This is a genomic window from Exiguobacterium sp. s48 (genome assembly GCF_018617395.1).
In the GTDB taxonomy this organism is placed as follows: domain Bacteria; phylum Bacillota; class Bacilli; order Exiguobacteriales; family Exiguobacteriaceae; genus Exiguobacterium.
On sequence record NZ_JACSKC010000001.1, the window covers coordinates 850,345 to 875,025 of the forward strand.

Annotated in this window: 25 protein-coding genes, 1 tRNA gene and 1 riboswitch; of the genes, 10 read left to right on the forward strand and 16 right to left on the reverse strand. The window is 44.2% G+C overall.

The genetic code is table 11. The features are described from left to right. Window positions 1-36: 36 nt before the first annotated feature. The 3 genes from KNO66_RS04380 to KNO66_RS04390 form a co-directional block, all read right to left on the reverse strand. Entirely contained in the window at window positions 37-1,236 is a 1,200-nt protein-coding gene (locus tag KNO66_RS04380; protein WP_214740788.1) for a GTP-binding protein, read from the reverse strand. A gap of 111 nt (window positions 1,237-1,347) precedes the next feature. Next, the gene (locus tag KNO66_RS04385) at window positions 1,348-1,614 is read right to left on the reverse strand and encodes a hypothetical protein (RefSeq protein WP_214740790.1); all 267 of its coding nucleotides are present in this window, start codon (window positions 1,612-1,614) and stop codon (window positions 1,348-1,350) included. A 12-nt stretch (window positions 1,615-1,626) separates the two neighbouring features. Continuing rightward, on the reverse strand, window positions 1,627-2,508 hold the full coding sequence (locus KNO66_RS04390) for an SMP-30/gluconolactonase/LRE family protein (RefSeq protein WP_214740792.1): 882 nt from the start codon (window positions 2,506-2,508) through the stop codon (window positions 1,627-1,629). 148 nt (window positions 2,509-2,656) lie between these two features. On the opposite strand from KNO66_RS04390, the gene KNO66_RS04395 reads away from it, so the two are divergent. Beyond that, window positions 2,657-3,256, forward strand: a complete 600-nt coding sequence (locus tag KNO66_RS04395) for a class I SAM-dependent methyltransferase (RefSeq protein WP_214740794.1) — start codon at window positions 2,657-2,659, stop codon at window positions 3,254-3,256. 36 nt (window positions 3,257-3,292) lie between these two features. On the opposite strand, the gene rlmN is transcribed toward KNO66_RS04395, so the two are convergent. Together rlmN and KNO66_RS04405 are read right to left on the reverse strand one after the other, a co-directional pair. Further along, complete coding sequence (rlmN, locus tag KNO66_RS04400; protein WP_214740796.1) at window positions 3,293-4,354, reverse strand: dual-specificity RNA methyltransferase RlmN; 1,062 nt, start codon at window positions 4,352-4,354, stop codon at window positions 3,293-3,295. A 65-nt stretch (window positions 4,355-4,419) separates the two neighbouring features. Next, entirely contained in the window at window positions 4,420-5,826 is a 1,407-nt protein-coding gene (locus KNO66_RS04405) for an amidase family protein (RefSeq protein WP_251127293.1), read from the reverse strand. Between the two features lie 113 nt (window positions 5,827-5,939). Between KNO66_RS04405 and KNO66_RS04410 the strand changes: the two genes are divergently transcribed. The 4 genes from KNO66_RS04410 (at window position 5,940) to KNO66_RS04425 (ending at window position 7,857) form a co-directional block, all read left to right on the forward strand. After that, the gene (locus tag KNO66_RS04410; protein ID WP_168169845.1) at window positions 5,940-6,101 is read left to right on the forward strand and encodes a hypothetical protein; all 162 of its coding nucleotides are present in this window, start codon (window positions 5,940-5,942) and stop codon (window positions 6,099-6,101) included. 44 nt (window positions 6,102-6,145) lie between these two features. Then, window positions 6,146-6,245: riboswitch (SAM riboswitch) on the forward strand. Window positions 6,246-6,313: 68 nt separating this feature from the next. Further along, the gene (msrA, locus tag KNO66_RS04415; RefSeq protein ID WP_214740800.1) at window positions 6,314-6,838 is read left to right on the forward strand and encodes a peptide-methionine (S)-S-oxide reductase MsrA; all 525 of its coding nucleotides are present in this window, start codon (window positions 6,314-6,316) and stop codon (window positions 6,836-6,838) included. 101 nt (window positions 6,839-6,939) lie between these two features. Then, window positions 6,940-7,464, forward strand: coding sequence for a DM13 domain-containing protein (locus tag KNO66_RS04420; protein WP_214740802.1), 525 nt, complete (start codon window positions 6,940-6,942; stop codon window positions 7,462-7,464). Window positions 7,465-7,608: 144 nt separating this feature from the next. Beyond that, entirely contained in the window at window positions 7,609-7,857 is a 249-nt protein-coding gene (locus tag KNO66_RS04425) for a hypothetical protein (protein WP_214740804.1), read from the forward strand. A gap of 493 nt (window positions 7,858-8,350) precedes the next feature. Here KNO66_RS04425 and KNO66_RS04430 read toward each other — a convergent pair whose 3' ends face one another. The 5 genes from KNO66_RS04430 to KNO66_RS04450 form a co-directional block, all read right to left on the reverse strand. Continuing rightward, entirely contained in the window at window positions 8,351-11,977 is a 3,627-nt protein-coding gene (locus KNO66_RS04430; RefSeq protein WP_214740806.1) for a YobI family P-loop NTPase, read from the reverse strand. A gap of 400 nt (window positions 11,978-12,377) precedes the next feature. Next, window positions 12,378-13,916, reverse strand: a complete 1,539-nt coding sequence (locus tag KNO66_RS04435) for an AMP-binding protein (RefSeq protein WP_214740808.1) — start codon at window positions 13,914-13,916, stop codon at window positions 12,378-12,380. Next, on the reverse strand, window positions 13,909-14,706 hold the full coding sequence (locus KNO66_RS04440) for an SDR family NAD(P)-dependent oxidoreductase (RefSeq protein WP_251128054.1): 798 nt from the start codon (window positions 14,704-14,706) through the stop codon (window positions 13,909-13,911). Before KNO66_RS04440 ends, KNO66_RS04435 begins: the two co-directional genes overlap by 8 nt. Before the next feature lie 185 nt (window positions 14,707-14,891). Further along, window positions 14,892-15,314: an SRPBCC family protein gene (locus KNO66_RS04445; protein WP_214740812.1), complete on the reverse strand. Its 423-nt coding sequence runs from the start codon at window positions 15,312-15,314 to the stop codon at window positions 14,892-14,894. Window positions 15,315-15,525: 211 nt separating this feature from the next. Continuing rightward, the gene (locus KNO66_RS04450; RefSeq protein WP_214740814.1) at window positions 15,526-16,389 is read right to left on the reverse strand and encodes a GRP family sugar transporter; all 864 of its coding nucleotides are present in this window, start codon (window positions 16,387-16,389) and stop codon (window positions 15,526-15,528) included. 123 nt (window positions 16,390-16,512) lie between these two features. On the opposite strand from KNO66_RS04450, the gene KNO66_RS04455 reads away from it, so the two are divergent. The 3 genes from KNO66_RS04455 to KNO66_RS04465 all read left to right on the forward strand — a co-directional run bounded on the left by KNO66_RS04455 (window position 16,513) and on the right by KNO66_RS04465 (window position 17,659). Beyond that, window positions 16,513-16,585 (forward strand) — tRNA-Ala (locus KNO66_RS04455). Window positions 16,586-16,698: 113 nt separating this feature from the next. Beyond that, window positions 16,699-17,031 (forward strand): four-helix bundle copper-binding protein, encoded by a 333-nt coding sequence (locus KNO66_RS04460; RefSeq protein WP_012726406.1) that lies wholly within the window; start codon window positions 16,699-16,701, stop codon window positions 17,029-17,031. Between the two features lie 61 nt (window positions 17,032-17,092). Beyond that, a complete protein-coding gene (locus KNO66_RS04465) occupies window positions 17,093-17,659 on the forward strand; it encodes a 3'-5' exonuclease (RefSeq protein ID WP_214740816.1) in 567 nt (188 codons plus the stop codon). Between the two features lie 23 nt (window positions 17,660-17,682). Here KNO66_RS04465 and KNO66_RS04470 read toward each other — a convergent pair whose 3' ends face one another. The 5 genes from KNO66_RS04470 to KNO66_RS04490 all read right to left on the reverse strand — a co-directional run bounded on the left by KNO66_RS04470 (window position 17,683) and on the right by KNO66_RS04490 (window position 22,250). Further along, window positions 17,683-18,744 carry a bifunctional glycosyltransferase family 2/GtrA family protein gene (locus KNO66_RS04470; RefSeq protein WP_214740818.1) on the reverse strand — a complete coding sequence of 354 codons (1,062 nt, stop codon included), beginning with the start codon at window positions 18,742-18,744 and terminating at the stop codon, window positions 17,683-17,685. 90 nt (window positions 18,745-18,834) lie between these two features. Continuing rightward, window positions 18,835-19,824 (reverse strand): sodium:calcium antiporter, encoded by a 990-nt coding sequence (locus KNO66_RS04475; protein WP_214740820.1) that lies wholly within the window; start codon window positions 19,822-19,824, stop codon window positions 18,835-18,837. Between the two features lie 187 nt (window positions 19,825-20,011). Continuing rightward, a complete protein-coding gene (locus KNO66_RS04480; RefSeq protein ID WP_214740822.1) occupies window positions 20,012-20,860 on the reverse strand; it encodes an HD domain-containing protein in 849 nt (282 codons plus the stop codon). A 100-nt stretch (window positions 20,861-20,960) separates the two neighbouring features. Next, window positions 20,961-21,665, reverse strand: a complete 705-nt coding sequence (locus KNO66_RS04485) for an SDR family NAD(P)-dependent oxidoreductase (RefSeq protein ID WP_214740824.1) — start codon at window positions 21,663-21,665, stop codon at window positions 20,961-20,963. A 39-nt stretch (window positions 21,666-21,704) separates the two neighbouring features. Beyond that, the gene (locus tag KNO66_RS04490; RefSeq protein WP_214740826.1) at window positions 21,705-22,250 is read right to left on the reverse strand and encodes a glycerol-3-phosphate responsive antiterminator; all 546 of its coding nucleotides are present in this window, start codon (window positions 22,248-22,250) and stop codon (window positions 21,705-21,707) included. A gap of 117 nt (window positions 22,251-22,367) precedes the next feature. Here KNO66_RS04490 and KNO66_RS04495 point away from each other — a divergent pair, with 117 nt between their 5' ends. Both KNO66_RS04495 and KNO66_RS04500 read left to right on the forward strand, forming a co-directional pair. Next, complete coding sequence (locus KNO66_RS04495) at window positions 22,368-22,793, forward strand: GNAT family N-acetyltransferase (RefSeq protein ID WP_214740828.1); 426 nt, start codon at window positions 22,368-22,370, stop codon at window positions 22,791-22,793. Between the two features lie 26 nt (window positions 22,794-22,819). Next, window positions 22,820-23,989 carry a cation:proton antiporter gene (locus tag KNO66_RS04500; protein ID WP_214740830.1) on the forward strand — a complete coding sequence of 390 codons (1,170 nt, stop codon included), beginning with the start codon at window positions 22,820-22,822 and terminating at the stop codon, window positions 23,987-23,989. A 39-nt stretch (window positions 23,990-24,028) separates the two neighbouring features. Here the strand turns inward: KNO66_RS04500 and KNO66_RS04505 are convergent, their stop codons facing one another. Beyond that, a complete protein-coding gene (locus KNO66_RS04505; protein ID WP_214740832.1) occupies window positions 24,029-24,646 on the reverse strand; it encodes a DedA family protein in 618 nt (205 codons plus the stop codon). Window positions 24,647-24,681: the final 35 nt, after the last annotated feature.

Here is a 24,681-nt window from a genome sequence, read left to right on the forward strand (position 1 = left end):
TCACAGTATAGCGATGTTTTGTCAGTTTGTAAACGGTCAATCTGAATAGGTGACGAGTTGGCCAGTACCAGGAAGTGGGTCATGGAACGAATCCCACTCCGCTACCATCTCCTCATCCGTCAACAAGCAGGCGTCAAGTGATTGCTCGACCGCCTCCCGGTCCATTCGTTGACCGATGAGGACCAATTCGTTCTGTCGGTCTCCGTACGGCTCGATGTAATCTTCACGCAGTTCAGGTTCTGAGGCGAACATGGCCTCTCGTTCACTCTCCGGAAGGGTCGCTAACCAACGACCGGCATGTTCGAGCGTCGATGCGTATCCGGCCTGGGAGAAGAGACAGGCAAGGTCGTTCCGTGACGCGATCCACAAGAAGCCTTTGGCACGGACTATTTCTTCAGGATAGTGCTCCATCCAATTCATCAAGCGCTCAGGGTGGAACGGTCGACGACGACGGTAGACGAACGAGCTGATGCCATACTCCTCCGTTTCCGGCGTATGTTCTTCTGCCTCAAGTTCTTGAATCCATCCCGCCGCACGCATCGCCTGATCGAAATCGAACAACTGGACGTCGAGTAGATCGTCTAACGCTACGTCGGAGTATGTTGAAGTCAATAATCGGGCGCTCGGGTTGAGTGTCTTAAGTAGCCCCTTCATCTCCTGCAGTTCCGCTTCAGACACCCGGTCTGCCTTATTCAACACGATGATATCCGCAAATTCGACTTGGTCGACGAGTAGGTCGACGACTTCACGGACATCTCCTGTATCGACGGCTTGTTGACGTTCCATGAGCGATTCACCAGAATTGAAATCTTTGAAGAAGCGGTACGCATCGACGACAGTGACCATCGCATCGATATAGACACGGCTCGTCAAATCGATTCCGAGCGCATCATCGGCATACGTGAACGTCTGCGCAACGGGAATCGGTTCAGAGATACCAGAAGACTCGATGATGATGCCATCGAGGTCACGATCCTTTGTCAACTCATAGACCGCTGTCAGCAAATCCTCGCGGAGGGTACAACAGATGCACCCGTTCGAGAGTTCGACTAATTTTTCATCGGTACGGGAGAAACCACCCTGTTCAATCAATTTCTCATCGATGTTCAACTCGCTCATATCGTTCACGATGACCGCATATTTTTTATCTTCCCGGTTATGTAAGATGTGGTTGAGCAGTGTCGTCTTTCCGCTACCAAGATAACCCGAGAGTACCGTGATTGGAATTCGTTTCATATTGATGAACCTCCATTAAATCGTAATCATTACTTTTTATATATTGAAACGACTGATTCGATTTGTCAACAAAAAAACACGCCACACGGACGTGTTTTGAAAAACATGCTCTTATTCTTCCAACGCTTTTCGTTCTGCTTCCGAGCGGGGATAGGCGTTCGCTTGCCACTCCGCCCGATAGATGGAGTCGAGTTGCGTCAACCCGACCTCATCCTCGTCCTTGTCAGAATCGACACTCGGCACCTCGTCCCATTTTGGGTCGAGATAAGAATGTTCTTCTTCCCGCGCTCGATTTTCTTGCAACTTTTGAATCCCCATCTTGACCGCTGCCGCAACTGCCAACCCAATACCCGCTCGAACTAACAGTCGTTTCACCATTACATGTCCTCCTCAACGCCCAAAGCGATAAAGCGGCATCCCTTTCACCTCTGTATCGATGATAAATACCGATCCAGCATCCGGATATTCGGCTAACGCTTCCTCATCCATCCCCTCACGAGCCGTCGTGATGGCCAATCGATTGAGCCCATCCCCGATGAAGGCGCAGGATGTGACATTCGGTGCAGGAACGTGAACTTCTAACAGCTTCTCACCGGTTGATGGATTCCAGCGAGATACTTTGCTTCCGGCGTAATGCGCAATCCATAAACATCCTTCCGTATCTGATGTCATACCATCAGGGAAGCCATCCTCGTCTGCGAAATCGATGACGACCTTTCCGTTCGATAATGTGCCGGCCTTCATGTCAAAATCATATTGGCGAATCGTTTCAGTCGGTGTATCGATATGATAAAAAACGGAATGGTCAGGAGACCACGTCAATCCGTTCGAAAGTGTGAGCTTATCCATGAGTGTCGTCGTCGTCCCATCCCGATCGACACGATACAATGTCGCTTGATTCTCTTCGTCTTCGAGATGAAGCGTTCCGGCGAAGATTCGACCGTATGGATCGGCTTTTCCGTCATTGAACCGCAATTGACCGTCCGGATCATCCAACTCGACAATCTTCTGCAAGTCCCGATTGATCTCATCCCATTCATAAATGCCATCCTTCAATCCGAGAACGACGCCATCCGTCACTTTCGGAATGACGAAACCGACTTGTTTCCCGACTTCAAACGACGAGATTTCATCTTCACGTTCGTCATACCACCACAATGTATGCCCTTCGATATCCACCCAATAAAACCGCTTCAGCTCAGCATCCCAACAAGGACCTTCACCAAGCGTATTCCGTACACGAATCCACAACGACGCATCTACTTTCTCCATTGCACAGCCTCCACTCTATCCATTAGTTCAGAAATCTATTCCCCTCTCGCATGGGGACTAAGCATGAATCCGGAAAATCGTGATGGAATTTCACTGTCGTTCGTTCGGTCTGCTATAGTGAAAGAAACGTAGCGAGGGAGTGAATGGCTTGTCGAAATGGGATGAACGATTTAGTTCGGAAGAATATGTGTATGGGACAGAGCCAAACGACTTTTTACGCGAATGGGTCACATCTCGCCAGCTTGGAGGGAAACGTGTATTGGCCATCGCCGAGGGGGAAGGTCGAAACGCGGTATGGCTCGCCACGCTCGGCTATGAAGTCGAAATGTGGGACGCTTCGAAAGTGGGGCTCGAAAAGGCGAAGCGCTTGGCGACGTCACGAAACGTGTCCATTCAGACGAAACAGATCGACTTGAATGAAGCGGACTGGCCAAACGAGGCGTATGACATGGTCCTCTGTATCTTTGGCCACTTTCGTCCACATGTCAGAGAAAAGGTGTTCACGGGTATCCAACAAACGCTTCGACCTGGTGGCGTATTCCTGACTGAAGTTTACTCTACACATCAACTTGATTACGGGACAGGCGGACCAAAAGATGCCTCACTTCTATACACCGAAGAGATGTTCCGCCAACTAGAGGACGATTTCGTACCGCTCGTCTTACACGAGACGGTCGTCTGGCGAGAAGAAGGCACGCTCCATCACGGCGAATCAGCTGTGATTCAATATGTTGGGCAAAAATGGTAAACGAATGGCCTCCCCGAGATTCGGAGAGGCCATTTTTTACTTCGCGCCTTCGACGTTCATATGCTTACTGCGGAGTTGTCCGCATGCCGCATCGATATCTGTCCCGTGTTCGAGACGGACACCTGTGTTGACGCCACGTTTTTTCAAGATGTCGTAGAACGCCATGATGTCCTCAGGCGTGCTTCGCTCATATTGGATGTGCTCGTTGACCGGGTTGTATGGAATCAAATTGATGTAAGACTTGTCTTTGATGTCTTCGATCAAGTCAGCGAGTTCTTCCGCATGTTCCGGTAAATCGTTCACTTTCGAGAGTAGGATATACTCGAACGTGATTCGTTTGTTCGTCTTCTCGACGTAGTAACGAATCGATGGCATGAGTTTATCGAGCGGGAACGCCCGGTTGATTTTCATGATACGTGTACGTAATTCATCGTTTGGCGCATGCAGAGAGAGCGCCAAGTTGATACGTAGATCAAGGTCTGCGAACTTGTAAATCTTATCCGCGAGACCACTCGTCGACACATTGATCTTACGTGGGGCGATCGCAAGTCCACGCTCATCTTTGACGACACGCAAGAAGTCGACCAAGTTGTCGAAGTTATCGAACGGTTCGCCGATTCCCATGACGACGATATGGCTGACGCGGTCCCCTTCACCCTCTTCATCGAGGAAGTGTTGGACGGTCATGATTTGCTCGACGACCTCACCCGCCGTCAAGTCACGCGTCTTTTTCAACAAGCCGCTCGCACAGAAGCTACAGCCGATGTTACAACCGACCTGAGTCGTCACACAGACCGAACGTCCGTATTTGTGACGCATGAGCACCGTCTCGATGTAGTGCCCGTCATGTAATTTAAGTAAGAATTTGACCGTCCCGTCGCCCGCTTCTTGTTTGACGAACAGTTCTTGTGTCGAGATGACATATTTCTCTGTTAAGTAATTACGCACCTCATCACGTACGTTGAGGTCGTCCATCGATTTGACCCGGTCGATGTAGAGCGAGTCCCAAACTTGACGTGCGTGGAAGGCACCGTATCCCGCTTCCGTACACTCGTTTGTGAGTTGATCGAACGTCAACCCGTATATAGATGATTTCATTGTAATCTGTCCTTTCTCTAATCCGCATACGTACCATTGTAGCGGACGTGAGAGACGGGTGCAACTTACGAATAGTCTGGAGGCGTCGGTCGTGTGATGAACTGTTCGAACGCATAAGCGACTCGGATCAAATCACGCTCCGCATAGCTCGTTCCCGTGAACGAGAGACCGAATGGGGCACCGCTCTCCTTTCGTTGATATGGGATCGTAATCGTCGGATGCCCTGCTTTCGCAGCCATGTCGTAGTTCATGTCATGCGGCAGGACGAGTGCGTCCAGTTTATGTGACGCAAGCAATGTGTCAATCCCTTCCGTTTTCGCGAGACGGACGTCCTCGATGCGACGGTTGAGATAGTTCGCTTCAGTCAGTTTTCCAGATTTGGCGTTCGCTTCTTCAAAGATGGTCTGACCGTGCGGAATCGATTCAGGATGTTCCGCGTTCCACTCGATCAAATCGGAAAGCGTTTTAAACGGCACGGTCGTGTTGGCAAGATACGCCTCGACCCCGAGCTTGAATTCGTCGAACAAGATGTCCGCCTGATTTAGCGCCTCATGCTTTGGTAGCGTGACCTCGACGAGTTCGACCTCGGCTTGCCGTAGCAATCGGAGCGCCCTCTCATACAATCCGACTTCTTCTTCTGAGATGTCTGGTTTGACGAACCCGACACGCATCCCTACCGCTTGACGGACATCGAGACATGTCACATAAGGCGGTCCTACTGGAGTTTCCCACGTCGCCGGGTCTGATTCATCCTCACCGCACATCGATTGTAAGGCGATGACCGCATCACGAAGCGTACGCGCCATCGGTCCCGCCGTATCTTGAGAACGTGAAATCGGGATGATCCCCGAGCGACTGATTAATCCGACGGTCGGCTTGATCCCGACGATGCTGTTATGGACACTCGGATGGATGATTGAACCGCTCGTCTCAGATCCGACTGCGAGAAGCGTGAGGTTTGCCGCGACCGCTGAAGCCGACCCTGAGCTTGACCCCCCGACGTCTAACCCGTCGCCGTATGGGTTCATCGTCTGTCCACCGACGGCACTCCAGCCGTTCGGCATATCTTCCGTTAAAAAGTTCGCCCACTCGGACAGGTTCGCTTTGCCAAGGATGATGGCCCCGTCAGCCCGTAACCGTTTGACGAGCTCGGCATCTCGACCGGCGAAATGATGTCGCATCGCGGTAGCACCTGCAGTCGTTCGCATCAGACCGTTCGTCTCGATATTGTCTTTGATTAAGACGGGAATGCCGAGTAGCGGTTTGCGTACCCCTTTTCGGTAGGCCCGGTCTGCTGCCTCTGCCTCGAACAGGGCGTCCGGATTGACTTGAATGACGGCGTGAAGCCGTTCATTATACGTCGCAATCCGTCCTAAATAGTAGGCGGTCACGTCTCTCGCCGTGAATTGTCCTTCTTTATACCCACGATGCGCACGTTCGATCGTCAGTTCATGTAATTGGATTTGTTCCATCATGCATTCCTCCTTTATCTCTCCCACTCTATTCGTGCTCTACGTCTGATTTCCTTTTCGTATCGCCAAGTCGATGTGTTCTTGATACACTTAAGAAAAAACAGGAGGTCCCAATGACTCGCTCCTATGTCTTTGTGTTGCTTGCCGTATTCGGTCTATTTTTCTTACAGCTATACGGGGAGAATGTGCCGTATGGTACGCTCATTTCCATCGGGTTGATTGGATTCATCATCGTCTTGACGGTTTTTCAGTTGAAACGAAAACCGAATCATTGACGAATGTAATTTGAGGGTGGTATGATGCTCTCACCAACTACATATCGATATCAAGAGTGAACGAGAGATCTGGCTCCGCGACTTCACAGCAACCTGCCTTAGGCAAGGTGCTACGACCAGCAAGGGAAACCTTGGACGATATGACGAAAGCGCTCATGTCATCCGACGTGAGCGCTTTTTTTGTTGAATGACGATTTGGAGGGAACGACAGTATGGAAAAAGCAACATTCGCAGGCGGCTGTTTTTGGTGCATGGTGACACCATTTGAAGAATTACCAGGGATTGAAGGCATCGTATCCGGCTATATGGGCGGACAGGTCGACAATCCGACATATGAACAAGTGAAAACCGGGACAACGGGGCACCTCGAGGTCGTTCAAATCACATATGATCCAGCATTATTCTCCTATGAACGTCTTCTTGAACTGTATTGGATTCAGACCGATCCGACGGACGATGGTGGTCAATTCCAAGACCGGGGACCTCAGTATGCCCCAGCCATCTTCTATCACACGGAAGAACAACGAGTCGCGGCTGAGGCGAGTCGAGACGTATTAGCGGTAAGTGGTCGCTTCACGGCTCCGATCGTCACGAAAATCATTCCGGCGACGACGTTCTTCGCTGCAGAAGACTACCATCAGGATTATCATAAAAAGAATCCGAAGCATTATAAGGAAGACCGGGCAATTTCAGGACGTGACGAGTTCATCGAGGAAAACTGGACGGAAACCGTATAACGGTCATCAGACGCGAATGTTAGCATTCGCGTCTTTTAATAAGCACATTAATCGGGAAATGGGATATAACGGTTCATACATCCGAAAAGGAGGACTCATATATGAAAACAAGTACGAAACTCATCATCGGTGTGATCGGCGTAGCCGTAATCGCTGTTGCCTGGTGGCTCATCTCCCCACTATTCTTAACGGAGACGGTCGATGAAGGATTGCCGCCGACAGCAGTCGAATCACCAGCTCCAGAGGAAGATGAATCAGCTCAAGAGTCGTCCGAGACACCGGAAGCACAACCGAGTCCAACCGAAGTAGCGGGTGTGTTCATGGACGGGGAGAAAAATTATGAGACGACCGGTACGATCCGCTCGGTCGAGGCAGAAGACGGGACGTATCTCCGATTCGAAGAGTTCGAGACGACGAACGGTCCTGACTTATTCGTCTATTTGACAAAACCAGGACAAGAGACGACCGAAGGCGTCAGTTTAGGGGCGCTAAAAGGGAACATCGGGAATCAAAACTACTTGGTCCCTGAGGATGTGAATTTAGAAGAGTACAACACCGTCGTCATCTGGTGCCGTGCGTTCAGCGCGACGTTCGGGACGGGTGAACTGACTGGATCAAGTGAATAATCAGACTAGAGGGTGGCTGAATGAATCGGCCACCCTCTTTTCAATTGAAATTGCATAAAAAAATAAAGACCAATCATCCAACATCAATTGAGAACATGCTATCATATATGTAAATAAGTGTAATTCAATTGAGGAGGTACGATTATGGAGCAGACATTCTCGCAACCGTACAAACACTACTTTTGGAAACGTTTCTTTCTGTTCTTCATTCCATTGATGGTGGTCGGCATATTATCCGAACCGATGATCATTCAGAATCCATTCGAAGAGCTCGAAGACTATGGAGCATTCGTATTATTCTTAGGAATTTATATGATTGTACTCGGTGGATGGGCAGCGTTTATGACGTCGATGATGTGGAATGTGAGACATATAAGAAGGAGAAGTAAGTAAAAATACCCTATCTTTAAAAACAGGACATTTGCAGTCTATTCAATAAGGGTCTGCATACTTCTCTTAAATATATGAAAATACTTATAGTCATTTCATTTAACGAGTTTCAATTTAATTAGTCGCATTTAAATTTTTCTTGTATCTGAAAATTTATTTGAAGGCTCATTCTTTAAGAAAATTCTTCCAACGACAATGCTCTTTTATGGTTTCTATTATAACAACAAAACAATATAATTAAGTTCGTTATCTCTCAACATGAACAAGTTAATCAAACTGATTAGAATAGAATTATTATGCGATTCCACAAGCAGCACGGATCTAATTTAGACCCATGCTGCTTCTATAGCCTTGCCTTATTCTTTTTAACTTAGTCACTCATATAAAATAGATTACCCCAATCTTCATTACAATATAAAAGAGAGATATTTATAACAATTATAGGTCATAACAAAATCAATCGAGTCAAGAGCCATTTACAACTTTTACTACCCGCCTAACTTTTTTCGGATTTCCTCTTAGTTTCAATTCTAATATTTTCACCTTCTTCACGATAAGAGGATATATAGTTTTTCTCTTTTAGTGCCCTCACAAGTTCCAAGTTCATAATATTATTCCGAACCTTCGGACGCCTACCATTGACCGCTATCTCGGAATATGGATGCCCCAATTTTATTAATATTTCTGTAATATCATCTAAACCAAGTACATCTACTTTATCAGTGATCAGCATCAGTTTTTGTTCATTATCCATATCACTGTTTAATAACCACTTAAACAAATCAGTCGGTAAATTCATTTCTAATAGTAACTCAAAATCCAGAACCTTAATTAAGCTAATTTTATCATTATCCAAAATTCTATCTGAATGAATTAGCTTAACTATTATTTCATTCTCGACAGTATAGTTATCGATATCTTTAATAAACTGAGCAATATTTGTCTCTAAGTATAAAAGAACAAGCTCATCGTGATTCATTTTTAATGATTCATAATTCTCAGTACTTAGTGTTAGTAAATCATGAATCACCATGATTTTAACCCTATTTGTTGACAAAGAATCAATCGGGAAGTAATCATATTTGTCGAGACTGTTTATTAGTGTTTCAAATGATTGATCCGTGACATTCTCATTTTTAATTATTGCTTCAGAAAATACCTCTATAGCATCTTTATCAGTTTCATTTGTATCATTAATAGAGTATTTAGACAGTTCATTCATAACTTCTGAAGTATTGAGAAATTCATTTAATACCTTATCAAAACCTTCATTTTTTTGGAAATATGCTATTATATTAGACCAAGTTATAGCTATCTTGTTTGAGCTCATGAGCAATGTCCAAATTTCAGAATCTAATGATGTGATGTCTGTAATCATCACACTTTTCTCTTCAATAACTGCTTTCTTTAATTCTATTGAAATATCATCTCGGTTTAATAAATCAATTATTGCATCTTCAGTTTCATTTTTGCTTGCAACTTTCAGCAGCACTTGTAGTACATAAGTTTCAATATTTGCGTCGAGATAATTGAGTACCTCTTCACACTCGGTTTGCCTTATACAGGAGTAAGATAATTTGTCATCAGATACTCCAAGAATAGTTACTAACGTATTTGGATTGATTTCATATAATTCTTTTTCAACAATATAATCGATAAAATTCTGGTTACTTGTGAGTCCTTCCAGAGAATGAAATTTGACATCAAGGTCAATTACTATTTGATTACGTTTGTGTTCATCCGTTGGTGCGACAGTTAGGAAATTGTGGTGTTTTGCGATGAAGAACGATAATTCATTGTTCATATTCATTTGCTTTATATCTTCTATGTCTGCAAAAGTAAGTATATCTGTTAAATAACTATCTATTTCTTTATTTGAAAAGTTTGATTCTTTTTCCACATAATTCCAAATACCATTCCATTCTTTACAAATGGATTGAATAAACATCTTTTTGTTAGTTGCTACCATTCTAAATTCATCAATAAATGCTAAGACTCTTTTTGATTTACTGGAAAGTAGATTAATAGCTGTGTCAAAATAATTTTTATACTTCGGTCTTTGAATATTTTCCATCAAATGGTTAAGTAAATCATAATTAAGGATTTCCTCTTGTTTAAATTCACTCCCATTTAATAACTCAATAATTTTATCGATATTTTTCAGCTGATGAGACATTTCTAACAATTCATGATTTTTGACACTAAAGATAAATTTCATATCACTTTCCGTTAGACTTCCAGGATGGAAATATGTGAGATAATGATTATACATCTCATCGATATAACCATGACGCAATAGATAAATTAATAACTTCTGATCAGAAATCAAATTAAAAAACACATCTTGTGAATCACTTTCTTGTATTAACTCTTTCAATGATTTCGAGCTAACTTCTGCTTTTAATTGTTTTAGTTTTGCCAAATCTTCTTTTAAATCATTAACTTTTCCTTCTCCACGTATCTTTATGTAATCCTCACGTTCAAAATAATTTTGCTTCGTATCAAAAACTGTCGCAATATGTTCAGCTTTAATTTGGCGCGAACCCCCATTAGGTAATTTATATTGAACGATATCTGCCTTTTTCAAGTTCTCAAATAAACTTTGCTTATCAATTTCTTGATCGTCTCTATATACATCCGTGGCAATTTGAATGTAAGAGTTTCCACGTCTATTAGTACTATAAAACCCTAAGTCATAAAGATAAATTACTTGAAGTTCTGTCAAAGAAATCAAAGTTTCTTGTTCTATTTGACTGAGCTTTGAATTCAAAATTTCAATATCTTCTTCTATACTAAGTGTTCGTAAACGTATTACCTCATCCTTATTTTTTAAAACGTTATATACAAGACCCTTACCATATTGTAGCTGCGAAAAGTCAAATGGGTAGATATTTTTGTAGATTATCATTGCTAAAAGCTTATTTAAATCGAAATCAATGCTCCCAAGCTTTCCCTTGTAGATTATAAATTCATTCATGATATTTTTTAATATTCTCATATCATCAATGTAAATTGTAACATCGCTTAAAAAGTCAGGGTTAATACTATCTTTATAGTCTAGATTTTCAATTCTTTTTATCAATTTATCAATCGAATTTGAGGAATTAATGATTGGTATAACAGGTATGATAAAATCAAAAAATTTAGTTCTACTTTTACTGAAATCAATAGAATCTCTAGTTGTTTTATTCTCTGTATCAATTACGCCAAAAATCTCATCTTTGATAGCGTAAATGAATACAATTTTACGTTTAATTTGCTTTGAATTATTTAGTAACGCATTTAACTCTCTTAATTTTTCAAAAATCTCCAAATTATCAAAGCGATCCAAATCCTCAAAAATTACAACATCATATTTTGTTGCTTCGAAGAAATATAATATTTCATCTAGGTACTTATCAAAAATAGATTGTGCATTCTCACTATTTTTTTCAAACGTAGCACTCGCAAGTGTCACTTTATTAAAACTCAGATTTCCTTGAAAGAAACCGTATATTCTTTTAAGAAAAACAAAAGGGAATAATAAACAGACTATACTAAGAAGGAGTGTCCATAAGATCTTTGTAAGATTCCCACTTATAATGTTTTCTTGAAATAGAGTTCCATCGAAAAGATCCCTAAAATATGATGGTTGGAATAAAAAAATACCTGCAGTTACTGACATTAGAAATAATGTGAAGGAAAAAATAATACTAAGATTGTTCACATGATTAATTCTTTTGAAGCGCGAAAATGGTATAGTTCGCCCCTTCACACGATATATCATTTGTTGAAGTATGCTTTTCTCTAATTCATTCTCTTGCAGATGTCCTGCCTCTTGTTGAAAAGTCGCTAACGAAATATTTAAAAAGTGATAATTATGGTTATGCTTTTCTTGATATGTATTTAGTAAACTACTTTTCCCTGAACCATATGGCCCAGTCAAAGCAATATTTTTGACACTTTTGTTCTTCAAACCCCATGTGATTGCTTCAGAATACTTCCCATCTTCATCGACATCTTTGCTTGGAGTTAAGTCTTCAAATAAATTTTCAGTTTTTTTGTCATCATTAATTGATTTTGTTGAAGGCTCAGAAAGCATATCAATTATTTTTGTTAATATTCTTATAATCCAGCTTTTCATTTTGTCCACCCTCTATACTATTTTGATTTATTATAATCAACTACTTCCTACATTCAACTAAAAATACATACCTGCTAATTGTATTAATACTAATATTTATGCAATTAATAGGTATAATTTAAAACAACATAAATCATATTTTCTGATTACACTCGAAGTCACTAAATTGTTACGAAAAGAAAATTCACTCGGTCATTCATGAGTTTTTACTCAGAGTAAGCAGTTAAAAAATTTAGTGATACATTAACTATATCTATGTATAATAATGAATTATGTTTTGAACATCCAAGTTCCTGACTTAAACATATTAACATAAATTTCCAAAATTAAGTTTACGACAGATTTCATAATCCTTCATAAAGTCGAATGAGATTTTTTAATCTTAATCGACTTTAATATTTTATGACAAATCTATTATATAAAGTCGTTTCCTATCCAATTTTCCAACCGCTGTATAAGGCAACTCCTCCACGAACACGATTTCTCGAGGAATCTGATATGTTGTCACTCGTTCACGCAACCAGCTCACTAATGCCTCTTCTGTCAGTACTTCATCATACACCTGTACATATGCCTTCAAAATGTGACCGGCGTACACATCCTCTATCCCGACGACGGCGGCGTCCTCGACATTCGGATGGTCGCGCAAAACCGTTTCGACTTCCCCAGGATAAATATTGTTTCCTGCCGAGACAATCAAGTCGTCTGTTCGTCCACACAAAAAATAATAGCCGTTCTCATCCCGGTATCCGACATCACCCGTTCGAATCCAGCGGTTCTTCCTGCTTTGCATGGACCACTTATTTCGTATGCAAAATTCTCCGATGGCGCCTGCCTCGACTTCCATTCCATCTTTCACTACCTGCAAGTCCCCTCCCGGAATCCTTCTCCCGAGTGTGTTCGCATTATACTGTAAATCTTCTGGTGTGGCGATCAGATTCAAGCCCGCTTCCGATGTTCCATATAGATTGTATAAGACGTACCCTAACTCGTTATGTACTTCACGGACTAAAACGGGATGAAGCTTCGCACCACCGGACGCGATACAAGCGAGAGAATGAAGTGATGTTGGATCGTGTCGTAACATTTTGTGGATCATGAGCGGGACGACCGTGACCACTTCTACCTTGTGTCGCCGAATGAGGTCACAGGCTCTTTGCACATCAAAGCTCTCCTGAATGACGACCTTTTTCCCTAGTGCCAGAAAAGATAAAAGGATGGCGATACCGTAGCCATGGTAAATCGGCGTGGCAATATAGGCAGTGTTGAATGACGGCAACTGCAACCGATTCAATAAAGCCGTGAATGGAGCTAGAAAGTGAAAGAGGGATGGTTTGTGAGTCACTTGTTTCGGACTACCCGTAGTGCCACCGGTCAACAGCACGATTTTCCCGCTCGATGCGGCCGGAAGCTTTCCTTTTTTATGTCGCTTCGAATCCGATAAACGGTTGATTGATACCTTCTCCTCATGATAGCTGACGAGGGTCGAATGTTCGTAAGACGAGTTTTCAATTAAGTCTTCAAACTCCTCATCATAAATTAAAAGATCGAATGATTGTTCTTCTACGAGCCGGTTAAACTGCAGTTGACTCATCGAACAATGAAGCATGTAGATGTCTGCACCGAGTCGTGAAGCCGCAAACATCCCTTGTACGAAAGACGCGTGGTTTTTACAAAGAAACGCCACTTTTTGTCCCTTTTTAACCCCATACTGATCAGCCAAATGATGAGCAAGGTGTTCACAGTGTGTCTTTAGCTCTTGATACGTCACTGTTTCTCGGCTATCCACTAAAGCCGTTTTTTGACTCCCTGCTCTTTCCGTCAATGTAAAAAGAAGCATCAAGTTGATTCCGTTTTGACGGATTGCGACGAACAGACGGCCTAGGTTCGATGGTGATAGAAAATGGAGCTGCGACAAGACTTTCAATAACTTAACCATTCCTACTGTCACGCTCCTTTCTCTTAAGGAATGCAGGGACCATCCAGTCTATCAGTCTTCTGAAAACAAGTGATGCTACTTGACCGAGGAACAACCACCACGGCTTATATACTGTTCGTTTCGTATACAAGGCATGTCCGATTAATTCTGCCACATGTACCGGTGACATGGCAGGAGAATGCTGATAAGCCAGCGTCGGTTTAATCATCGGAGTTTTTACTAGCGGTAGATATATAGTCGTCGTGGATATATTTTTGATTGTGAGTTCCGGACCCGCGGAGCGAAACCACGTATCGAACGCGGCTTTTGATGCCTGATAGGCCGCCCAGTGGGGAAAAGGATGAAGTAACACATTGATGGTCGACACATTGACGATCTGTCCGTTCTTCTTTTCGAGCACCGGTATGAGCGATAAAATCAATTGTACGGGAGCAAAATAATTGATCGCCATCGTCCGAGTGAAGTCATGGTCTCGATCGAGCGACTCGATGATGGGACGATTGATGGAGATTCCTGCATTGCTGACGAAAACATCCAATCCTTCCGGTAATTGATGGAGATACGCCAGCAAACCATTCCGTTCCTCTTCGATTCGAAGATCTGCCGGGAACACGGTCACCGTGGCTGACCCTTTCTCGATTTTAGACTTCATGACGTTCATGTCTGATTCTCTCCGGGCTACGAGAATCAGATGTGCGGTTGTATCCGCTAATAGATAAGCGAACGCCTGCCCGATTCCAGAGCTCGCTCCAGTAATCAATATCGTTTTCCGATCTAACACTGATTTCATTTTCTGATGATTGAAGGAAGGAAATCGAAATAAGACTCTCTCTAGTAACGTGTAGTCATACATATAGCCAGCACCTTTTACTCATTTTCGTCTCGCACTAAGACAATCATTTAGCCTAACATGACAAACAGCAGCGTCCACTTTAATGGAAAAGGGACCTGCTGTTCAAACCTTCCGTTTATCTTTTATACACTCTTCCCATTCGCATATCGAGTAAAGTTGTCGAGAATGGCCTGCCAGCCCTGTCGTTGCATTTCAACCGGATTCATCGATTCTGCATCAAACACCTCAACGATCTTTGTCTGATCACCTTCTGAAGCAAATGAAATCCTGACTCTCCGTTCATCCTCAAGGCGATACTGAATGAGCTCATTTACTTCAACTTCCTCATATACCCCTTCAAAATCAAAGCCCATACTCTGATCTTTTGCTTCCATCCGACTACGAAACTTCCCACCGACCCGTAAGTCGTTCTCCGCTTCAATCGTATGCCAATCGTCAGACGCATGATTCCATTGTTTGATGTGGTCAGGGTCTGTCCAGAGTTTCCAGACTGTGTCGATTGGTGCATCGACGAGAGCTGATATCGTCACTACATTTGATTCCATGATTCGTTTCCCCTTTATTCTACATTTTTCTAATCAATCACGAATGCGCTGCCCGACCTATATGACGAAGGCAACATGAGATTACTTCCCTATCGATTACATCTTCTCCTGCCCTCACGTCAACGATTAAAATTTACTCAAAACAAAAACCTTGAATGGCACTCTAGCACGAGTGCGCATTCAAGGTTCTTTTCAGTCCATCATTAAAAATTTAACTCTTGGCAATCCCAAGCATAAATCCGGCAACGACAATCAAACCGATTCCCATAAAGACGAAGACACGTTCTTTTGTCGTCTTCTCTTCTTTCAAGAGATAGATTCCACCGAGTGTCGCCACGACGACGTTCAATTGGGATAAGGCGAATGAGGTCGCGATCCCCACTTCTCCGCTTGAGACGAAAAGTCCGAAGTTCCCGATTCCCCAGGCAATCCCCGCCAAGATGTTTTTGAACGTGCGTGGATCCAGCTTCTTAACGTCTTTCTCACGAAGACTGAAAAGCAGTGCCGCGATGAACATCCCGACGGATTGTGGAAGAATCGCGGTAATTCCTTTTACTTCAAAGTAGTTCGTCAAGACGGCATACGTGACGTAACCGATACTCGAGACGAAGAGGACGAGTAGTCCCTTTTTCAAAGCTCCGGCACTGTCCTGATCTTTCTTCTGTTGGTATGAGGTCATGGTCGCCCCGATGATGATCAAGACGAGCGCTGAAAACCCTAACCATAGCTCCGTCGTCGTTTGCCAGTCACCGAGAACGATGACCCCAAAGAGAGACGTCCCGACGAGCTGCATCCCCGTACTGATTGGCATCGCTTTGGAGACACTTAAGATTTGGAACGATTGGAACTGCAAATATTGACCGAGCGCCCAGAACGCTCCTGAGATAAATCCGGTCACGATGGCGAGTGTCGTGAACTCCGGTCGGAAGACGAGGGCAATCACGGCCGCCATGATCATCGCCCCGATGGTCGTTCCGATTAACTGCTGAATCGGTTTTCCTCCCACTTTCGACACGATGAGTGGAATACTCCCCCACATAAGTGCCGGTAAGAGTGCCAAAAGAATCATTTCCATGAAGCACACCTGCTTTCTTAATATAACGTCTAACATGAAATTCCCACGTCTCCAATTTTATAAACCTAAATTCAAAAAGGGAATTGCCATGTCGAATACTACGATGATATAATGATTTCGAACGGGGCATTAGCTCAGCTGGGAGAGCGCTACGCTGGCAGCGTAGAGGTCAGGGGTTCGAGCCCCCTATGCTCCATTAATTTGTCACATCTCGAATGAGGTGTGGCTTTTTTATTGGCATGATGCGATTCAACCCCTTTCTGAACGGGTAATGTTAGATAGACTTTTTCATATAAGGGGGAATTTTTGATGGAACGCACATCTGTTGAAGAGACTTTGACGAGCGTGATTGAATGCATGCGCGCTTGTAATCATTGTTTCTCAAAAAGTTTACAAGAAGAAGATTTACACATGTTCACCGAATGCATCCGATTGACACGGGAATGCTCTGACATCTGCACATTGGCTTTAAATGCCTTAGAAACAGATTCAGCCTTTTCAAAACCAATCGTCGCTCTATGCGCCCAAGTCTGTGATACGTGCGCGGTTGAGTGCGGACGCCATCAGCATGACCATTGCCAAGCCTGTGCCAAAGCATGTGAGCGTTGTGCGGAAGCTTGCCGTACCCTCGTTGCCGCTTAAGCACGACATTCGTCTAACTTTCTGTTAGACTTTTTTTATTGCACAGGAAAGAAGGTAAACTATGAATCATTCCATTCTCGCACTTGACGTGGAGACCGCTAACCGCGATAGCCGTAGCATCTGTTCTGTCGGATGGAGCATCCTTCAAAACGGAGATGTGGTCGAAACAGACCAGCGACTCGTCAACCCGGAGGAAGACTTTGATATGGGTAACATCCGCGTCCATGGCATTCGTCCTAGTGACGTGTGGGATGCACCGGACTTACCGGAAGTGCTTTCCTCTCTTTACCCGATTTTACGGGAAGTGGACCTCGTCATCGCACATAACGCCTCATTTGATATGGGTGCTTTGAAAAAGGCGATTGTAAAATATGATCTATTCGATTTCCCGACAATCGAGTACGGTTGCACCGTCAAACTGTCGCGTAAACTGTATCCAGGGCTGCCAAACCACAAGTTGAACACGATGGCAGAACACTTGAACGTGCCGTTCATTCATCATGACGCCGCGGAAGATGCTCGCGTATGCGCGTTACTCATGCGTGACATGATGCAGAAAACCGGAATTACAAGTCCTAAAGAACTACATCGCTATACGTCCGTCAAAACAGGAACACTCGCATATTAAACCGGTCATGCAATCATGACCGGTCATTTTTTGAATATCCATCTTTTTTGAATATAATAACTGACGAAAAAGAGAAAGCTATCGACCGCTACTTTTAAGATAACCTCGCCCTGTCTGAACAAGAGAAACAAGAGATAGACAAGGATTGCCGAAACGGCCATTTGAAGCACGACGAGACTAAAATATTTCGGAAGGGACCGCCGCGCCTTCGAATCGAAGACTACTTTTCGATTCACGAGATAATTGAATAGAGAAGAAATGATTCGAGCGATGACCGTCGCAATGACGACATGAGCCGTGTCGAAGTATGGAGATAATAAATAAATGAAGAGCGCATACATCCCGACGTCGACAAGGAACGAGGCGACAGACGATAATGAATACATCAAAAACATCCGGTAAATTAAGATCGAGTCGAGAATCGGTCGGAAATGGGATGAATCATTTTCATTCTCATATACGGTCTGGATGGTCGTTTGTTGAATCGGGACCTGCAATCGTTTCGTGAACGTAAGCATATTCATCTCGAACTCATATCGATTCCCCGGAATGTCAATCAGTTGCCTAGCGTATCGCATCGGGATGGCACGAAGCCCCGTCTGCGTGTCTTTTAACTTCAACCCACTCCCGATCAACATGACGAGCCGTGTCGCCTGATTGCCGAATCGGCTCCGGAGCGGAATCGCATCTCCGCTAAAATCTCGACATCCCATGATGAGATGATGTGGTTTATTCAACCCTTCCTCATACACGTTGACGACATCTTGCGGTAAATGCTGCCCGTCGGCATCGACCGTGATCACCCCTATTTTTTCCGGGTACGAATCTATCACGTACCGTAATCCCGTTTTGATTGCAGCACCCTTCCCTTGGTTCTGTTCGTGCGTTAGCACTTCGTCGACAAAGGATGCCACGCTGTCAAATATCCCTACCGTCGACTCGTCACTACCGTCATTGACTACAATGATGGTCGAAAACCCGCTCTCCCTCAATTTCTCCACGAGTGTGACGAGTGCAGCATCAGGGTTATAGGCCGGAATCAAAATCGTATACGCTTGGCGTGTCTCCACTTCTTGCATTTGCATCGCCACCCCTCCTTCCATTCCCCTATACCCGAAGCAATGAATTCGCATTCCCAATTAAAAAAACATCAGCCCTAAGGCTGATGCATGAGTTTACCCGATAAAGATCAAGTAAGACGAAACGAAATAGACGACGACAACGAGTAACGAAGGAATCACATAACGTACCTTCGACGTGACATTTTGTCTGAGCACACTGTACATCACGAGGATCGATAGGATGGTGATCCCGACCGCAGATACGAGGTGTGATGTCGAGACATCTGCGAGGATTGATCCATTCCGATAAAAGACATCAGACATGGCGATAATAAGCATATTAAAGATATTCGAACCGAGAATCGAACCGAACGCCAAGTTGACATTACGAAGTTTGAGTGCCATGAACACGGCGACCGCTTCCGGGAGTGACGTCGATGCCGCAATCAAGAAGCTACCGACAAAGCTAGAACCGAGTCCTGTGACGACGGCAATCTGGTCTCCCGTGATCGATAGGGCTGTTCCTGCCGCCATGATTACGATTGCAGCGATGATGAATCCAAAGACCGCACGTTTGAGCGTGATGTCTTCATATTTCCCGACAACCACTTCTTCTTCGACCTCATGTTCTGCAACCGGATCTTTCGGTTGTTTCCCGATATAATAGATTCCGATGCCGTAAAGGATCGCAATGAGGAGTGCGTCGACACCGATTCCGATAAACGTCATATCGACGCGAACGATCAAGGCAATCAACGTCGTGACGGTCAAGAGTAACCCAAGTCCGGCCGTATACAGATGGTCCCGGCTCGCATAGTTGAACAATTGCTTCTGTCGGAAGTATAGGTCGAACATCGCTAAGATAAAGATATTGAACAGGTTACTTCCGAGCATGTTTCCGATGGCGATGTCTGGGTTGTCAATCATGACAGCCGATATACTTGTTGTCACTTCCGGGAGCGAAGTCGCTCCTGCCAATAAAACCGTACCGACAAGCATCCCGCCCATTTTCGACTTTTCAGTCATGACGTCGGCGTACGTCGATAATTTAATGGCGGCGTAGACGGTGATGGCCGCAGCCAGTAAGAAATAAACAAATACCATTTTTTCTCCTCCTTGGGTAAACAAAAAAGACCTTTTTATGGACGACAAAAACGCCCATAAAAAGGTCTTGCGGACTTATAAAAGCTCGATGGACCGAGTGCGCACGCACTGTAATGACGACCCATCGACCACGATTGTGGTCGCTACTCCCCTTTTTATCTTCCCTTTGACTATAGCATGAAGAGAACTAGTTGACAATCGAGCGACGTATGAGTGCGAGAAGTTCTTGTGGCTCGAGAGCCGTCCGATATGCGAGTTCTTGCATCCCCGCGAGCTTCTCGGGTGACAATGGCGTGGTCCAGCCCGCTTCGTGAAGTCGCTGTCGGAAGCACGCAATCTCTACTTCATCAATCGTCTCTCGTGCAACAATCTCTCTTAACTCATATGCTGTTTGACATAGTGGTGCCGATTCTTGCAACCATTCGTCCTCGATGAAATGAGTCAACATGGATTCGAGGAGTCTTGCCACTTTTCGATCTTTCGCATTCTTCTCACCGTAAAACAACAGATGGAGTTCTTGTTCATACAAGCCAATCAGGTCTGTTGAACTACGAAACGGTTCAAATGCAAGCGACAGCTCATGGTAATACCACGATTGGTCACGCATCGGTCGTTTAAATCGTTGCCACACCTTCATCCCTTCCATCTCAAGATCATAGCGGATGGAGCGGAGATTATGTAGCTTGTCCGCCACGAGAAGTGCAATTTCATCAAATTGGAGTGACTTCACCTGTTGAAGTGTCATCCGTTTTCGTTGTTCCCACGTTTCATCACGATTTTTCTCCGAAACCGCTAGCACCAGCCTATGCACATCAGATCCAAATTTCGATAGAATCTCCTGTGGTTCTGTTTTTGTGTCTTCAATCAAATCATGAAGTAACCCTGCCGCCACGACTGCAGGTGGTTGATGATCGGTTTCAAGTAGCATGGCGACAGAGAATGGGTGTGACAAGTATGGAATCGATGAGCCCTTTCTAGACTGGCCTCCGTGACGTACAGAAGAAAATCGTAGCGCTTCTTCGACAAGCGGATTCATGTCACTCGCTCCCTTCATCCGGATAAAAATCTCTTTATTTATTACCCGGAATTAGGTAAAAATAACCTAATTTCCATCCTATTTTAGGTATTTAGTCACATTATTCTTCATAAATCATTTTCTTCGTCATGCCACCATCAACGATGAGGTTTTGTCCATTCACAAACTCGTTCTGTTGATCAATTAAATAGCGCACTGCGCGGACGATGTCTTCCGGTTCACCGACACGACCCGATGGATGTTGTTCATGATCAATCTCACGTAACGCCTCATTGGACGTATGAATCCATCCCGGACTGATTGCATTCACTGTCACGGGGCGGTCGCCCAATGAGATGGCGAGTGAATGGGTCAAACCGACGATTCCGCCTTTCGAAGCCCCATATGCGTCCCAGTGTGGCTCATTTTGAATGGCACGAGTCGAAGCCATATTAACGATTCTTCCGTACGACTCACCTTGATTCAGTTCTAAAAAGTATTTCGCACAACTAAATGTCCCGACTAGATTGACATCAATCACTCGTTTAAATGTCTCGATTTCGATGTCATCTATCGGTTTAACAAATGAAGCGATGCCTCCGTTGTTGATCAACACATGGGCTCGACCAATCTCGTTATGAATCTCTTCAAAGACACGCTCAAGTTCAGAAGTATCCCCAAGGTCCACTTGATAAAAACGTAAACCTTCGATTTCCGGGTCATCTCCAATGTCTAGTCCAATCACTTCATACTGATTGACAAAAGCTCGAGCAATCGCATATCCGATTCCTTGACTGACTCCTGTTACAATCATCACGTCTGTCATGATTCATCCCTCCTCAAGAAATGTATACCCAAATACGGATTAGACAGTCCACAGTTTTCGATTCGAAGTCGTAATGACGCTCGCCCCGGCATCGAGGGCTGCTTGGACTTCTTCTCGTGTCTCAATGAGACCTCCGGCGAATACCGGAATTCCCGTTCTCTCCTTCACCTGTTGAATATACTTTGGTACAATCCCCGGCAGTACTTCGATATAATCTGGTTTTGATCGTTCAATGTGCTTGATACTCTTTTCAAGCGATGTCGAGTCAATCAAAAAAAGTCGCTGCACCGTCACGACATCATTTTGTTTCGCCTTGACGATGACGTTTCCTTTCGTCGAGATGATCCCGAACGGTTTATATGTTTGGCAAACATATTCCGTTGCATACTCGTCAGCCCTCATTCCTTGAATCAAATCCATATGAATGAACACTTTCTTATGATGTTTCTTCAACAGTCTAAAGATAGATTCCAATCGGCTCATATGAATCTCTAGTAACACACCTAGTTCCATATCACTCGATAAAAACCGTTCTAAATCCCGCATATCCCGAATCGCCGGCAAAATGGATTGTTCATTTAACATCGACTACTCCCCCTGTCTCCTGTTTCAATTATGTAGACAGCCATTTTCAGAAATCAAGGTTTACCTATTCAATATATCGGGAAAATAAAATCAACTTGTGTAGAGGGGGATTTTAGTATGGTCAATGAAGTGACTGTAAAAGTTGAAACACCGACACCGGAACAACATCAACTATTGCGTGTGAAAGCGGGGATGCCACGCCGTTCCGATGAAAGTACGGTGAAAGGTCTTAAAAATACTCTGTTTGGGGTCTGTTTATACTTAGAAGATGAAATTGTCGGGATGGGGCGTGTCGTCGGTGATGGCGGGATGGTGTTTCATTTGGTCGACATTGCTGTCGATCCGGAATGTCAGGGACTCGGACTCGGAAAATTAATCATGGAACATTTGATGGAATGGATATTAAACGAGGCAGATGAGACAGCCATCATTAGTCTAATCGCAGACATTCCAGCAGATGGATTGTATCGACAATTCGGGTTTGATTACTCACGACCGGAATCTGTGGGGATGGAGTATCAATGGGGACAAAAAGAAAGCTGAAAACAAATCATGAAAGGGGATGACGTATGGATGGATTAAATATCATCGTGTTGCTCGGATTGGCGCTCACGCTCATCTCCGTCTTCAGTCTTCTTATTGAACGTCTTTACTTCCCTAGTATTTTAGCATTTATTGCGATTGGTGTAGGCGTAGGCTTCTTTTGGGACGGAAATGAAGTATTTAAAGTCGCAGGTGAGATCGGAATCGTCCTCTTGTTTTTCCTACTTGGTCTTAAGTTTCCCTTGCGAGAATTATGGAAGCGTATGCGAAAAGTTTGGAAAGCAGGCGTACTCGATATCGTTCTCTCTTTCGGCGTATCGTTCGGGATTGCCTTACTATTTGGCCTCGATTTCCCTCGCGCATTTCTAATTGGAGCCGTCTTATATGCGACGAGCTCTTCCATTTCTGCGAAACTGCTTGAGCGGCATTCCGAAAAACATGAAGATATTAAAGAGTTTGTGCTCGCCTTACTCATCTTTGAGGATATTTTCGCCCCACTCCTCTTAACGGTCGCTCCTTTCATCATTCAAGAGGAACCGGTTGCATTGTCCGATATCGGGAAAGTCTTCGCAGGATTTCTTATTTTTGGAGTACTCTTGTTCATCGGTTCAAGCTTTGTATCGAAACAACAAAAGTTTTCGAAGCACTTATTGCGACAAGATGATGCGAGTATCGGTCTGATTGGACTCATTCTCTTTTTCGCAGGAATTGGGATGGTGTTTGGATTATCTGAGATATTAGGCGCGTTTATCGCTGGAATCATGCTCGCAGATATCCACGATGTGAGACCGCTGAAGCGTTTGACCGTACCCGTCCGAGATTTGTTCTTGCCGATCTTTTTCATCTCGTTCGGTATCTCGATCAACCTCGAGAAAGGTGTCATCGTAAATGCACTCTTCTTCGTCTTGATTGTGTGGGGAGTATTATCCAAATGGATTGTCGGACGCGTCGGGGGCAGAATCTATGGCTTGACGCGTGTTCAGGCGAATGAAGCCGGGTTCTCACTCGCGCCACGTGGGGAGTTCTCTATTTTATTCACCGCCCTTTCGAACGGGGCCATCAACTTGTTTGTCGGTCTCTATATTTTCGTGTCAGCCATTGTTGGAATCATTCTGTTCCGTTTCTCAGAGTACTTGGCAGAAAAAACGGAGAAAACCCTCACGAAAGTGTTACCTGACGAGAAAAAAGAAAAATGAATTGGCGGACCCATACGCTGGGTCCGCCTGTTTTATGCTTTAATCCTTCGCTAGTTTACTGTGCCTTTTCTTTCGCCATACGAGATAGATGATGACCCCAATCAACAATAGCCCATAGATTACATAAGAATACGCATCGAGGTATGCGAGAATATCTTGCCAGTTCTCCCCGACTTTCATCCCGATGACGATGAGAATGGTATTCCATAAAGCTGTCCCAGCCGTACTGAGCAATAGAAATTTCAAGAATGGCATATTGGACATACCTGCCGGAATGGAGATGAGACTACGAACGACTGGCATCAATCTTCCGAAGAATACCATCCACCCTCCGTATCGATCGAACCAGGCATCCGCTTTTCGTACATTTTCGATGTCGAGTCGGAGCCATTTCCCGTATCGCTTTGTCCATTTTTCAATTTGCTCAACATCAAACAAGAGTCCGAGGCCATACAGCAATACCGCTCCTAAAATGGCACCAACTGTTGATGCCACGATGACAAGCGTGATGGACAAGTTTGTCTTCACAGCAAAAAATCCGCCAAACAAGAGAACCACTTCAGACGGTATGGGCGGAAATACGTTTTCAATAAAAATCATGAATGCGATCCCTATGTACCCATATTGCTCGATTACTGAAATCATCCAGTCACTCATGTCAATTCCTCCATTCCCACTCCATATACCCGTCC